The sequence below is a fragment of the Stenotrophomonas lacuserhaii genome (assembly GCF_039674585.1).
Taxonomy (GTDB): Bacteria; Pseudomonadota; Gammaproteobacteria; order Xanthomonadales; family Xanthomonadaceae; genus Stenotrophomonas; species Stenotrophomonas pennii_A.
In genome coordinates this window covers 66,144-79,142 of record NZ_JBDJNU010000008.1, presented here as the reverse complement: position 1 = coordinate 79,142, position 12,999 = coordinate 66,144, and the positions used below count along the sequence as shown (strand labels likewise).

Below are 12,999 nucleotides of genomic sequence, written 5' to 3'. Positions count from 1 at the left end.
GCCCAGCGGGAGAGGGATCCGGCCGTTCACCTGCCCGGCTGCGCCTGCCAGCGGCTCATCCGTTGTTCCAGGATATCCAGCGGCATGGAGCCGTCCTTGAGCAGTTCGGCATGGAAGGCGCGCAGGTCGAAGGCACCACCCTGCGCCTGCCGGGCGCGGTCGCGCAGCTCCACGATCTTCGCCTCGCCCAGTACGTTGGACAGCGCCTGTCCGGGCTGGGCCATCATCCGTTCCACTTCGGCGTTGGCATCATCGACGGCCATGCCGGTGTTCTGCTCCAGATACTCCACCGCGCGCTTCTTGTTCCAGCCCTGCGCGTGGATCCCGGTATCGGCCACCACCCGTGCCGCGCGGGTCAGCGCGGCGTGCAGGTAGCCAATGTGGTCGTAAGGATCGGCGTACAGCCCCAGCGGCTCGCCCAGCGATTCGGCATACAGGCCCCAGCCTTCAACGAAGGCCAGGTCGCCGCCGAGACGTCGGAAGCGCGGCAGCTTTTCGATTTCCTGCTGCAGCCCCAGCTGCACGTGATGGCCCGGCACGGCTTCATGCAGGTACAGCATGGGCACGCTCCAGCGCTTGCGTGCAGGCAGGTTGCTGGTGTTCACCGACAGCACGGCGGGTCGGCCACCGTTGATGCCGGGCTGGTAGGACGCCGCTGCCGACGAAGCGGCGCGGTCGGCTTCGACCGGCTGGATGTCCAGCGCCGCCTTGGGCAGGGTCTGCAGCACGCTGGGCAGTTTCGCGGCCACCTGTTGCTGCACCTGTCGGTAGCGGCCCAGCAACGCAGTGGCATCGCTGTACTGGAACTGCCTGTCGCTGCGCATGCGCTGCAGCAGTTTGGCTTCGCTGCCGCGCAGCTTGTTGTCTTTCATCACCGCAGCGATCTGTGCGTGCAGGGCCTGCACGCGCTGTTCGCCCCAGGCATGCAGCTGGGCAGGGTCCTGCGCGGTGGCGGTCGCCTGGCGCAGGGTGCCGGCATACCAGGCTGCGCCGTTCGGCAATGCGCCCAGGCCGGCGGTCTCCCGCGTGGCCGGCAGGTACTCGGTGGCGATGAAGCCACGCAGCGCGCGGTAGGCGGGCATGATGCGGAACTCGATCATGCGCTTGTACTCGGCGCTGATGCGGGCCTTTTCCTCGGCCGGGATGGTGTCCGGCATGGTCCGGATCGGCGTCCAGAAAATGCTCTCTTCGGCAGTCGGCTTGATCACCGCATCCAGCTGCGGCAGCACTTTTTCCATCAGGTCGCGCGGCTGCACCACGCCGGCCGCCATGCCCTGGCGCATGTTCGCCGTGGCCTGTTCGAACAGGGCCGGGATGCCCAGCGAACGCTTTGACCAGTCGTCGTAGTCCTTGACCGTATTGAACGGCTGCGCCCCCGCGCCCGCGCCGAGGATGGCCATGATGCTGCCCAGGTTGTAGTACTGGCTGATCGGCAGCATCCACGAGGGGTATTGCTCGGCCGCCAGCGATGCCTTGGCATCGCGGACGAAGATCTCGTAGCTCAGCAGATCCTGCCCCTGCAGGCCGCTGCTGCCGATCTTTTCCACCTTGCCCAGCCATTGCGTGGTGAAGTCATGCGACTGCTGGCGCCAGGTCGCAGACAGGATGTTCGGTAGCTCGCCGTTGTAGCGCGCGTCGCCCTGGAACGTGGCCTGCAGGGGATTGAGCCGCATCGAGGCGTCCCAGTACTCGTCGTACAGCCGCTCCAGCTGGACCGCCTTGCTGGCGGGTGCGGCGGCGGCCTGCCGGCCTGCCGCAGCTGCCGGGCGTGCACGCGGCCTGGCCTTGGCCTTGGTCGCCTGGCGGGTCTGCGCGGCTGCAGGGCGGGTGGCTTTCTTCTTGGCGGCTTCGGCCGGCGGCGCGGCGCTGAACAGCATCAACGAGGCAAGTGCGACTGCCAGGGCGCGGGCAAGCTGGGGCATCGGACGTTTCCGTGGAACACAGACCGTGGAGCTTGCACGATCCAGACGCATACGGCCAGCATCGAGAGCGCAGTCAGGAAATGCCGCGTTGTCGCTCAGTCAGCTGCCGCGTCGGCGCGTAGCTGTCGTGCCCGCTCCGCACCCAGGTACTGCGTGATCGCATGCCGCATCAGGTACAGCAAGGGAATGAGGGCAATGGCGAAGACCATTTTGTAAACGTAGTTGACACTGCTGACCGCCAGGAACAGCGACGTGGGCCACTGCTGCGGCCCGAGCACGAAGGCGATCCAGATCACCACGAAGCTGTCGATCAGCTGGGACACCGCGGTCGATCCGGTGGCGCGCAGCCAGACATGGCGTTCGCCGGTCGCGCGACGGATGCGATGGAATACCGCCACATCGATCAGCTGGCCGACCATGAAGGCAACCAGCGAACCGGCGATGGTCCACATGCCCTGGCCGAACACCACGGCAAACGCCGCCTGGTAGTCCGCCACGCCGTGCGCGCTCATCGAGCCGACCCACCAGCTGGCCGGTGCCAGCGAGATCGCCGCATACGCGAACAGGAAGCCGTAGCAGATCAGGCCGGCGGCCAGCCAGGAGATGAAACGCACGCCGCGCCTGCCGAAGAACTCGTTGATGGTATCGGTCATCACGAACACCACCGGCCACAGCAGGGTGCCGGCGGTGAAGCTCAGCGAGCCGGTCTGGCCGAACAGGTTCCAGTCCAGCGGTGCGATGCCCAGGGTGTCTTCCAGCGCAAAGATCTTCACCCCGATCAGCTCGGCCAGCAGCGCGTTGGCGCAGAAGAATGCGGCCAGCCCGATGAACAGCAGGACTGCGCGGTCCTGCAGCGGCCGCGCGCTCATCAGCCGCGCTCGCCGGCGCGGGTGAAGGGCACGGTTTCCGGTGCGACGGCACCGCCGGAGATGATGAAGCTCATCGCCTGGTCCACGGTCCAGTCGGTGGGCGTCAGCAGTTCCACCGGCACGATTTCCAGATAGCCGGAGGTCGGATTGGGCGTGGTCGGCACGTACACCGCAGCCAGTTCGCGGCCGGTGCCCTGTTCGCGGATGACCCGGGTGACCAGGCCCACTGCTTTCATGTCACGGTGCGGGAAATCGATCAGCACCACCCGCTGGGTGGTGCCCGGCTCGGTCTGCAGCATGTCCAGCAGCTTCTTGGCGCTGTCATAGATGATGCTGGCCAGCGGAATCCGTTTGATCACCGCGCCGACCCATCGCAGCAGGCGCTGGCCGACCACGCGGCGGCTCAGCACGCCCACGGCCAGGATCACCAGAAGGGTGGCCAGCAGCGCCACCACGTTCTGGATCCATTCGACGTGGACCCAGCCCAGGTAGTGCGGGAACCGTGTGGCGATGGGTTCGGACATCGCCACCACCAACGGGCTGGATATGCCGGACAACAGCACGAAGACGAACTTCACCACGACCCAGGTGAGCCAGATCGGCAGCAGGGTCAGCAGGCCGGTCAGGAACAGCCGTTGCAGGGAAGGGCGGGGGGTGAGCGTGGGGGCTGGGAGTGACATCGGCGCATTGTAGCGGTCGCGTGGGGCACGGTAGGCTCGGTTCTACGAGTCGCAGGATGCGGCAGTGAGGTGAAATCCGGTGGGATCGACGATGGGAAAGGGCGTGAAGTGGTCGGTGGCCGGCATGCTGGGCGTGCTGGCAGCGGTGGTGTTGCTGTGGTGTGCATCGCATTTCTGGCCGATGCCGGACAACCAGCGCCGCGCGTTGGCGCTGATGCGCACGCAGGTCCCGGCCGAAGGCCGCAACGGCTATGCGTTGCTGTGGATGCTGGACTTCGATGGCATGGACGACAGCTCCCGCGCGGCGGCGATGGCGGTGGATGCCGCGCGCTGGCGGGCCGATCCGGACCTGGCCGGCGGCGTGCGGATGAGTGCCGAAGGCGATCATCCACGCGTGGCGTATCCACAGGGACGCCACTGCAGCGGGCCCACCGGCGCCTGCCTGGCGCAGGTGCGCAGCGACCCGCGGCGGTTCGCCCGGGCCCACGCCGGGCATGCAGGCCTGCATGCGCGCGTGGCGCAGACGGCGGCATACGGGCACTTCAGCAGCCCATGGGACAGCCAGGTCGCCGCGATCATGCTCCCGTTCCCTGCGTTGAATGGAATGACCGATCCGGTCACCGCGCACGCATTGGCCCATGTCCAGGGCGATACCGCCGGTGCCTTGCAGGGGCTGTGCAGCGGCCTCCTCGCTGGCCGCCGCCTGCTGTCCGGCAGCGATACCCTGCTTGCCAGCGGTGTCGGCATGGCCATGGTGGAACGCAACGGTGGCGTGCTGGGCGAGGTGCTGGCCGAACTGCCGCGCGACGCCTCGCTTCCCGCTGCCTGCATTGCGGCGCTGCGGCCGATGACGGCGGCGGAAACCAGCCTGTGCCGACCGCTGCAGGGCGAGATGCGCTGCGCCGACATGGCTATGCGTTACTCTGCGCGATCGCCGGGTTCAGTGCTGGTGCTGGATACCGAACGCTCCCTGGCGCGCATCGCTACGGCATATGCATGGGCGTGCGACCCCGCACAGCAGCAGCGATTGGGCGAGGACAGGCAGATCGAGGCGCCCACGCCGGCCACGCGCGGATTCGACTGCGTGGCCAACCTGGCAGGTTGCGCGATGAGCGATATTCCCGCGCAGCCTTACCTGCGTTATGCCGGCCGCAGCCAGAACGCCGCCGCGATGGTGCGGCTGCTGGCGGCGCAGCAGTGGCTGCGCACGCAGCCGGATTCAACCACCGACGCGCTGGCCAGGTTGCCGGTCGCGTTGCGTTCGGCACCCCGCGCGCCCCACGCAGATGCCGAGGGGCGCTGGCTCCAGGTTGCGCGGCATGACACCTCGCGCGGGCCCGACGACCGCCTGTTGAGGGTGCCGCTGCGCCGGGATGCGGAACCATCACCGCGGGCCGCAAGGTAGAACGGATCCTCCCCAGCCCTCACCCCGTGGCGAGCACCACCGTCCACTTCGCTTTCAAGCGGGCACCGTCGCCCACGCTGCGCGGCACCAGGGTAACGGTCTCGCGATCTTCCGCAGACAGCGCCTGGTAGAGCAGGTCGTTGTCATTGAGGGGCTCGCCACTGAAATAGATCTGCGTCACCAGGCGATCATGCTGGCCGCGGATGTCGAAGTGGATGTGCGGCGTGCGGACCTGGTCCGGGCCGGTCCCGACGGGATACGGCCCGGGGACGATGGTCAGGAACCGGAACCTCCCCTGCCTGTCGGTTTCCTGCCGACCGAACCCCTGGAACGCAGGGTCAAGCGGCGCAGCCTCGTTGGGGTCGGTCGCATGCGCGTAGCGCCCGTGGCTATTGGCTTGCCACATCTCGATCCAGGCGCCCGCTACCGGCCGGCCCAGGGTGTCGACGACGCGTCCATGCAGGTCGATCCGGGTGCCCTGCGCGACGCCCGGCTGTCCGTCGACGCGGGTCAGGTCCGCATCCTCGTCCAGCGGTCTGTGGATGGGATAGTACGGCCCCATGATGTCTTCCACGGTGATCCGGCGTTGCTGCCGCGCGGCGGCGGTAGGGGTGAACAGGGCGGTGGCCGCCCACCCGGCGGCCTGCAGGGCGTGGCGTCTGCTGATCGTTGTTGACATGGTGGTTCTCCGATGGGTTCACGGCGCGGCGGGTGCGCGCCGGACTTCATCTTCGGCATGCGGGGATGCAGCGCTGTGTGGCCCATCCCAGTATTCGCACAAACGATCAACCCTGCACGAGTCGCTTCAACCGGTAACGGCGCCGCCGCGCGCCTGCGGCTTGAGCCGGATGTAGACCTGTTTGCGCACGCGCGCGATCACCACTCCGGAGGCGTCCAGGACGTCATTGCTGTACCAGCGCAGCTGCTTGCTGCCATCGGCGGCGGACGCGCGGATTTCCGCGAGCATCGCGTCATCGATGCGGAACGCCGCGCGCACCGTGCCGCGGCCGGGTTTCAGGAATTCGATTTCGCCGGCGCGATCCCACACGTAGTAATCGCGGCCCAGGTTGTTCATCAACCCCAGCATCCAGAACGGATCGGTCATCGCGAACAGGCTGCCGCCGAAATGGGTGCCGACGTAATTGCGGTTCCACGGGCGCATGCGCAGTTCGACGTCGATCTCCCGGTAATCCGGGGACACCCGGGTGACGTGGATGCCGGCAAACAGGAAAGGCGGCCACAGGTTGATGCCGTGGCGGAACAGGCTGGCTTTCATGGTGGACCGGCATCCAGGGGAGGGGATGCCAGTGTAACCATGCGGGTGCGTATGGAGAAGTCCAGCGGGCAGGATCAATGTCTTACGGCGACGCCTCCGGGATCGTCAGGGAAAAAGTACCGTTCTGCTGCGCGATGGCTTCACCGGTATCGGTGATCGCGTTCTGCACGAACAGGCCGCTGCCCTCGTCGGTCCCCGTGACGAAGGTCAGCTGATGGTAGGCGGTGCGATTGCCCCAGTCCGGCGATGGCAGCGATACGTAACGGATCGTGCTGCTCTGGTCCCCGACGTTGCCTTGGGCGACGTAGACGCCGTAATGATCCTCGCCTTCAGAGGTGATCCGATACACGCCGTTGGCGTAGTGCGTCAGAGTCGCATTTGGGAAAGGCTTGGCGTCGTAGAGCTTCCGATAGTGAAGGTGATAGGTCGCCACCTGTGCGGCAGGCTGGACGGTGATCGGGGCCGGTGCGCCGGCAACGGCGATGTTCGCCAGAAGGGCGGTCGCGGCGAGCGAGGTGAGGATGAAAAGGGCTGGGACGGAAGCCATGGCATCGCGCTCGAGGGATGGGCCATTCACATTGTTGGCTGCACTGACGCAGGGCAAGTGGCAGATCCGTCGGCTCAGCCTGCTTCCAGCACGTACCCATCGCCGCCATTCGCCCTGGCTTGGCGCAGTGCCACCTCGGCTCCGTGCAGGAATGCATCTGCGGGCACGCCCGGCCCCGGCACCCGGCAGTAGATCCCGATGCTGAGGGTGGGGCGGGCGTTGCCGGCGTCGGCCGTCCACGGCAGCCGACGCACGTCGGCGATCAGGTCTTCGACCACCTGGCGCGCGCCGCTGGGCGGCGTTTCGGGCAGGATCATCGTAAAACCGACGCCAAGGTGGCCGGCGGTATCGCGCGGTCGTCTGGCATGAGCGGCAATCAGTCGCGCGACCGCCACGTGCAGTGGGTCGCCTGCCTGTGGACCTGGTCGGTCATCGTGAACGCCGGCGTGGTCCAGCTCGACCCGAACCAGCGCCAACGGGCGACATTCGCCGCTTCCGATGCAGGTCTCCTGCTGCAGCGCCTGCTCGAAGCGCGGCCGGCTGACGAGCCCGGTGAGGGTGTCCGCGTCGGCCCGGCGTCGCCAGCTGGCGATCCGCCACGCGGCCCAGATGGCGGTGGCCAGCAGTGCTGTCCCCAGCGTGGCGCAGGGCGCCCACCACAGGTTGGCGCCGCGCAGCAGGGACCAGGAGAGCAACAGCGGCAGTGGCAGTCCCACGCTGATGGCCAGTATCGTGGCCGCCCGCCCACCGCACAGCCCTGAAACACACAGCATCACCAGCATCGCGCCCAGGGCGTGCTGCCACATCGGCGCCATCCCCCGCAGCGTGCGCGACTGCAGCAGCATCGAGGCGACGCTGGCGTGGTACTCGATGCCACTCATGGGGGCGTGGCGGGTGGTCGGCGTCAGCAGACGCGGGGCGATCCCCGTCGCGGTCATTCCCACCACCACGCGCTGGCCGCGCAGCACAGCGGGCACGATGCGGCCTTCAAGCACGTCGACATAGGAAACCCGCGGCACGGTGCCCGGGGGGCCTGCGTAGCGGAGTCGCACATAGTCATCGCGCACCCACGCATAGGGCGTTGTGCGGTCCTCCGCCACAGGCCGCCGGCCTGCCCGCTCGGGCAGATCGGCCAGGGCCAGTCCCAGCGCCGGCCAGTGCGCCGAGCCGATGCCGGCGTGCAGGTAGATGCCGCGCGCCACCCCGTCGGCATCCACCTCGAGGTCACTGTGGCCCAGCCCGGCCGCATTGGCGGTCATCACTGCAATGGGCAGCCGTTCTTCGGCCAACCGGCCGTCGCGGGCCGGTACCGCCAGCACCGGCAACACCACCTGGCCGTTGCGCGCGATCGCCGCCGCCAGGGCGGCGTCGGCGCCCGGATGACGGTCAGGTTCGGACAACGGCAGGTCCAGCAGCACCCGCTTGCTGCCGGCCCGGGTCAGCCGGTCCAACAGCCGCCCGTGCACGCTGCGGGGCCAGGGCCATTGCCCGATCTGCTGCAGGCTGGCGTCATCGATCGCAACGATCAGCAGGCTGGGGTCCGCCGCGTAGGTCCAATTGCCGGTGTAGCGGTCGAAGATCGCATCGTCCAATGCGCCCAGCCATCGGCCATGGCCGGCGGCGACGGCGACCAGCCCGGCAAGGAGCGCAAGCAGCAGCCGATATCGCCAGGCCAGCGGCGGCTGCTTCATCGCCGCCGCCAGCCGCATGAGGTTACCCCTTCATCATTCACGCGATCCTCCCCCGGGAAAGATCGGTGGAGCGATGCCCTCGGCCGGGTGGCCGGGTTTCATTCCCCCGAATGAACCGTGGCCTCGCACGACGCCACCGGCTCAGTATCGCGTGCCGGTCGCAGGCCGGTTCTGAACGTGTTTACCTTCAGAACAGCAGCGCGGCCATCTTCCGCCGGTACTGGCTGACCAGCGCCGGGTCGGTGATCACGTTGAAGGCGTCGATCAGCGCCTTGCGCGGCAGCCCGTCATCGAAACCGCGATCCCTCCGCAACATCTCCAGGAACTGCTCCAACGCCGCCGCGTCTTCGCCGGCCAGCAGCAACTGGACCCCGCGCAGGTGGCGGGCGGCCAGATCACCAGCATCGGCCGAGATGCGCGCTTCCAGGGTTTCCGGCGCCGGTGCGTCCTTCAGCGCCGAAGCGAACGAAAGGCGGGCGCGGGCGCGCACGGCGCGGTCGTCGGTGGCCAGGTTGGCCGGCAGCCCGTCGATCAGCGCACGGGCTTCGTCCACCCCGCCGATCTGCAGCAGGGCCACGGCCAGGTCCAGCCGCAGTTCGTCCTTGCCCGGTTCGGCGGCAATCTGCGCGCGCAGCACGTCGACCTGCGCCTGCGGATCGAGCGGTTCCGGCTCGGCTTCGGCCACCGGCTCGGCCGGGGCGATGCCGTGCTGGGCCAGGAACTCGCGCAGCTGGCCTTCGGTCACCGCGCCGGGGAAACCATCCACCAGCTGGCCGCCCTTGACCAGGAACACGGTCGGCACCGAGCGGATCTGGAAGGCCGCGGCGATCTGCTGCTCCTTGTCCACGTCCACCTTGGCCAGCTGGAAGGCACCGTTGTACTCGCCGGCCAGCTTTTCCAGCAGCGGGCCCAGGGTCTTGCAGGGCTCGCACCAGGTTGCCCAGAAATCGACCAGTACCGGTGTCTGCAGGGATTTCTGCAGCACCTCGGCTTCGAAGGTTTCGGTGACAGCGTCGAATACGTTCGGCAGTTCGCTCATGGCAACTCTGGATCTACGGCGGGAGACCGATTCTATGGTGGCGGACGCTTGTGGCTTCAACCCGCCGCCGGCTCGATGTTCCACAATAGGGCCTGCCATCGATCGAGTGCCGCACCATGCCGACCCTGCTTCCACGCCCTGTCGAAAACCTGCTCGGTCCCGCAGCGGCGGTCGTGTTCGTGCTGTCCGTAGCCGGTTTCGGCGTGGCGCTGGACGGCTTCGAGCAGGGGCACCATCCCGTGGCGTTGCTTGGGGCGGGCGGCATCGCCCATGCACTCGGCTTCAACCTGCTGGGCTGGGTGCTGCCGGGCCTGCTGGCCACGGCGATGGCGCTGTGCCTGCTGGCGCGCCTGCCGGCCGGCAGCAGCTGGTTGCTGCGGGTGGCCGGCCAGCTGCTGGTGCTGGCCGGGTTGGCCTTTGCCGGCATGGGGCTGTTCCCGCTGGACGTGCAGGATCTGGACGGCCCGGCCAGCCAGGCGCATGCCAGCGCATGGATGGTGTGGGCGTTGGCATTCATCGCCGGCACCGTGATGCTGGGCGTCGGCAGCTGGCGCAGATCGCCCCCGTTGGCGCGGCTGGCGCTGGGCTGCGGGCTGGTCGCGGCGGTCACCGCCTTTGCCCTGCAGGGGCTGCTGCCGGCCCCGCTGGCGCAGCGGCTGACCTTTGCTGCGTGGGCATTGTGGCTGGCCGTGGGCCTGGCGTGGGTGGCGCCGACCGAGCCTCGTCGCTGAGCCTTTGCCAGCGGGCCGCGGCCCGCCTGCCGGCCGGATTGGAGGCTTTTGCCGCACTGCGGTACCCTGTGCCGCTTTGCCGCCGCACTTGTGTGTTCCATGACCAGCGTCGAACCCAACGCCTACGACCCGCAGCAGGTTGAATCCGCCGCCCAGCAGTACTGGGACAGTACCCGTGCCTTCGAAGTCAACGAGACCTCGGACAAGCCGAAGTACTTCTGCCTGTCGATGCTTCCGTACCCGTCGGGCGCGCTGCACATGGGCCATGTGCGCAACTACACCATCGGTGACGTGATCAGCCGCTACAAGCGGATGACCGGGCACAACGTGCTGCAGCCGATGGGCTGGGACGCGTTCGGCCTGCCCGCCGAAAATGCCGCGATCAAGAACAAGACCGCGCCGGCCAAGTGGACCTACAAGAACATCGACCACATGCGCAGCCAGCTGAAGTCGCTGGGCTACGCCATCGACTGGTCGCGCGAGTTCGCCACCTGCAATCCGGACTACTACGTCCACGAGCAGCGCATGTTCACCCGCCTGATGCGCAAGGGCCTGGCCTACCGCCGCAACGCGGTGGTCAACTGGGACCCGATCGACCAGACCGTGCTGGCCAACGAGCAGGTCATCGATGGCCGCGGCTGGCGCTCCGGTGCGCTGGTGGAAAAGCGCGAGATCCCGCAATGGTTCCTGCGCATCACCGATTACGCCCAGGAACTGCTGGACGGACTGGACGAACTGGAGGGCTGGCCGGAATCGGTCAAGACCATGCAGCGCAACTGGATCGGCCGCTCGGAAGGGCTGGAGATCCAGTTCGCCGTACGTGATGCCGAGGGCAACACGCTGGATCCGCTGCGCGTGTTCACCACCCGTCCGGACACGGTGATGGGCGTGACCTTCGTTTCCATCGCCGGCGAACATCCGCTGGCGCTGCACGCGGCCAGGAACAACCCGCAGCTGGCTGAACTGCTGGCCGGTCTGAAGCAGGGCGGGGTGTCCGAAGCAGAACTGGAAACCCAGGAAAAGCGCGGCATGGATACCGGCCTGAAGGCCATCCATCCGGTGACCGGCGAGCAGGTGCCGGTGTGGGTGGCCAACTTCGTGCTGATGGGCTACGGCACCGGCGCGGTGATGGCCGTGCCGGGCCATGACCAGCGCGACAACGAATTCGCCAACAAGTATGGCCTGCCGATCCGCCAGGTCATCGCGCTGAAATCGCTGCGCAAGGACGAAACCGCGTACGACGCCAGCCGTTGGCAGGACTGGTACAGCGACAAGAGCCGCGAAAGCGAGCTGGTCAATTCCGGCGAGTTCGACGGCCTGGATTTCCAGGGCGCCTTCGAAGCCCTGGCCGAACGCTTCGAGCGCAAGGCCCAGGGCCAGCGCCGCGTGAACTACCGCCTGCGCGACTGGGGTGTCAGCCGCCAGCGTTACTGGGGCTGCCCGATTCCGGTGATCTACTGCGACAAGTGTGGCGCGGTGCCGGTGCCGGAAGAACAGCTGCCGGTGGTGCTGCCGGAAAACGTGGCCTTCTCGGGCACCGGTTCGCCGATCAAGACCGATCCGGAATGGCGCAGGACCACCTGCCCGGACTGCGGCGGCGCGGCCGAGCGCGAGACCGACACCTTCGATACCTTCATGGAGTCGAGCTGGTACTACGCCCGCTACACGTCCCCGGGCGCACGCGATGCGGTGGACAAGCGCGGCAACTACTGGCTGCCGGTGGACCAGTACATCGGTGGCATCGAACACGCGATCCTGCACCTGATGTATTTCCGCTTCTATCACAAGCTGCTGCGTGACGCGCGGATGGTGGACAGCAACGAGCCCGCCCGCAACCTGCTGTGCCAGGGCATGGTGATTGCTGAAACCTACTACCGCGCCAACCCGGACGGGTCCAAGGACTGGATCAACCCGGCCGACGTGGACGTGCAGCGCGACGAGCGTGGCCGCATCACCGGCGCCACCCTGGTGGCCGATGGCCAGCCGGTCGTGGTCGGCGGCACGGAGAAGATGTCCAAGTCCAAGAACAACGGCGTGGACCCGCAGACCATGGTCGGCAGGTACGGCGCCGACACCGTGCGCCTGTTCTCGATGTTCGCCGCACCGCCGGAACAGTCGCTGGAGTGGAACGAGGCCGGCGTGGACGGCATGGCGCGCTTCCTGCGCCGCTTGTGGGCGCAGGTGCACAAGCATGCCGCCGACGGTGCGGCCCCGGCACTGGAGGTGTCCGCGCTGGACGCAGGCCAGAAGGCGCTGCGCCGCAAGACCCATGAAACCATCGGCAAGGTCGGCGACGACTACGGCCGCCGCCACAGTTTCAACACCGCCATCGCTGCGGTGATGGAGCTGATGAATGCGCTGGCCAAGTTCGACGACGCCACGCCGCAAGGTCGCGCGGTGCGCCACGAAGCCCTGCAGGCCATCGTGCTGATGCTCAACCCGATCACCCCGCATGCCAGCCATGCGCTGTGGCAGGTGCTGGGCCATGGCCAGACGCTGCTGGAAGACCAGGCATTCCCGCAGGCCGATCCGAGCGCCCTGGTACGCGATGCGCTGACCCTGGCGGTACAGGTCAATGGCAAGCTGCGCGGCACGATCGAGGTCGCCGCCGACGCGGCGCGCGAGCAGATCGAAGCCCTGGCGGTGGCCGAACCGAACGCGGCCAAGTTCATGGAAGGCCTGGCGGTGCGCAAGATCATCATCGTGCCCGGCAAGATCGTGAACATCGTGGTCGGCTGATCCCGGCCGCTCCGGGGGACGACCCTTGCCGGTGGGTGACGACCATCGCTGGTGGGTGACGACCGTTGGTCGTCACCGCCTTCCCGGGCCCCGATGATCA

General features: G+C 67.8%; 10 protein-coding genes and 1 pseudogene. 3 read left to right on the top strand and 8 right to left on the bottom strand.

What is annotated here, in order from left to right; all coding sequences use genetic code 11:
- Nucleotides 1-7: 7 nt before the first annotated feature.
- The 3 genes and pseudogenes from ABE522_RS05265 to ABE522_RS05255 form a co-directional block, all read right to left on the bottom strand.
- Nucleotides 8-1,922: pseudogene (locus tag ABE522_RS05265) on the bottom strand (DUF885 domain-containing protein); the annotation flags it as partial.
- A gap of 95 nt (nucleotides 1,923-2,017) precedes the next feature.
- The gene (locus ABE522_RS05260; RefSeq protein WP_346590815.1) at nucleotides 2,018-2,791 is read right to left on the bottom strand and encodes a queuosine precursor transporter; all 774 of its coding nucleotides are present in this window, start codon (nucleotides 2,789-2,791) and stop codon (nucleotides 2,018-2,020) included.
- Nucleotides 2,791-3,471 (bottom strand): DUF502 domain-containing protein, encoded by a 681-nt coding sequence (locus ABE522_RS05255; protein WP_042612229.1) that lies wholly within the window; start codon nucleotides 3,469-3,471, stop codon nucleotides 2,791-2,793. Before ABE522_RS05255 ends, ABE522_RS05260 begins: the two co-directional genes overlap by 1 nt.
- A 91-nt stretch (nucleotides 3,472-3,562) precedes the next feature.
- On the opposite strand from ABE522_RS05255, the gene ABE522_RS05250 reads away from it, so the two are divergent.
- The gene (locus tag ABE522_RS05250) at nucleotides 3,563-4,876 is read left to right on the top strand and encodes a hypothetical protein (RefSeq protein ID WP_346590814.1); all 1,314 of its coding nucleotides are present in this window, start codon (nucleotides 3,563-3,565) and stop codon (nucleotides 4,874-4,876) included.
- 19 nt (nucleotides 4,877-4,895) lie between these two features.
- On the opposite strand, the gene ABE522_RS05245 is transcribed toward ABE522_RS05250, so the two are convergent.
- The 5 genes from ABE522_RS05245 to trxA all read right to left on the bottom strand — a co-directional run bounded on the left by ABE522_RS05245 (nucleotide 4,896) and on the right by trxA (nucleotide 9,429).
- Nucleotides 4,896-5,555, bottom strand: a complete 660-nt coding sequence (locus ABE522_RS05245) for a protocatechuate 3,4-dioxygenase (RefSeq protein WP_346590813.1) — start codon at nucleotides 5,553-5,555, stop codon at nucleotides 4,896-4,898.
- 126 nt (nucleotides 5,556-5,681) lie between these two features.
- Nucleotides 5,682-6,152, bottom strand: a complete 471-nt coding sequence (locus ABE522_RS05240) for a DUF4442 domain-containing protein (RefSeq protein WP_346590812.1) — start codon at nucleotides 6,150-6,152, stop codon at nucleotides 5,682-5,684.
- Between the two features lie 82 nt (nucleotides 6,153-6,234).
- Nucleotides 6,235-6,699 (bottom strand): hypothetical protein, encoded by a 465-nt coding sequence (locus ABE522_RS05235; RefSeq protein WP_346590811.1) that lies wholly within the window; start codon nucleotides 6,697-6,699, stop codon nucleotides 6,235-6,237.
- A 74-nt stretch (nucleotides 6,700-6,773) separates the two neighbouring features.
- The gene (locus ABE522_RS05230; RefSeq protein ID WP_346590810.1) at nucleotides 6,774-8,390 is read right to left on the bottom strand and encodes a CHASE2 domain-containing protein; all 1,617 of its coding nucleotides are present in this window, start codon (nucleotides 8,388-8,390) and stop codon (nucleotides 6,774-6,776) included.
- Nucleotides 8,391-8,577: 187 nt separating this feature from the next.
- Nucleotides 8,578-9,429 (bottom strand): thioredoxin, encoded by an 852-nt coding sequence (gene trxA / locus ABE522_RS05225; RefSeq protein WP_346590809.1) that lies wholly within the window; start codon nucleotides 9,427-9,429, stop codon nucleotides 8,578-8,580.
- Nucleotides 9,430-9,545: 116 nt separating this feature from the next.
- On the opposite strand from trxA, the gene ABE522_RS05220 reads away from it, so the two are divergent.
- Together ABE522_RS05220 and leuS are read left to right on the top strand one after the other, a co-directional pair.
- Nucleotides 9,546-10,160, top strand: a complete 615-nt coding sequence (locus ABE522_RS05220) for a DUF998 domain-containing protein (RefSeq protein WP_346590808.1) — start codon at nucleotides 9,546-9,548, stop codon at nucleotides 10,158-10,160.
- Between the two features lie 99 nt (nucleotides 10,161-10,259).
- The gene (leuS, locus tag ABE522_RS05215; protein WP_346590807.1) at nucleotides 10,260-12,899 is read left to right on the top strand and encodes a leucine--tRNA ligase; all 2,640 of its coding nucleotides are present in this window, start codon (nucleotides 10,260-10,262) and stop codon (nucleotides 12,897-12,899) included.
- Nucleotides 12,900-12,999: the final 100 nt, after the last annotated feature.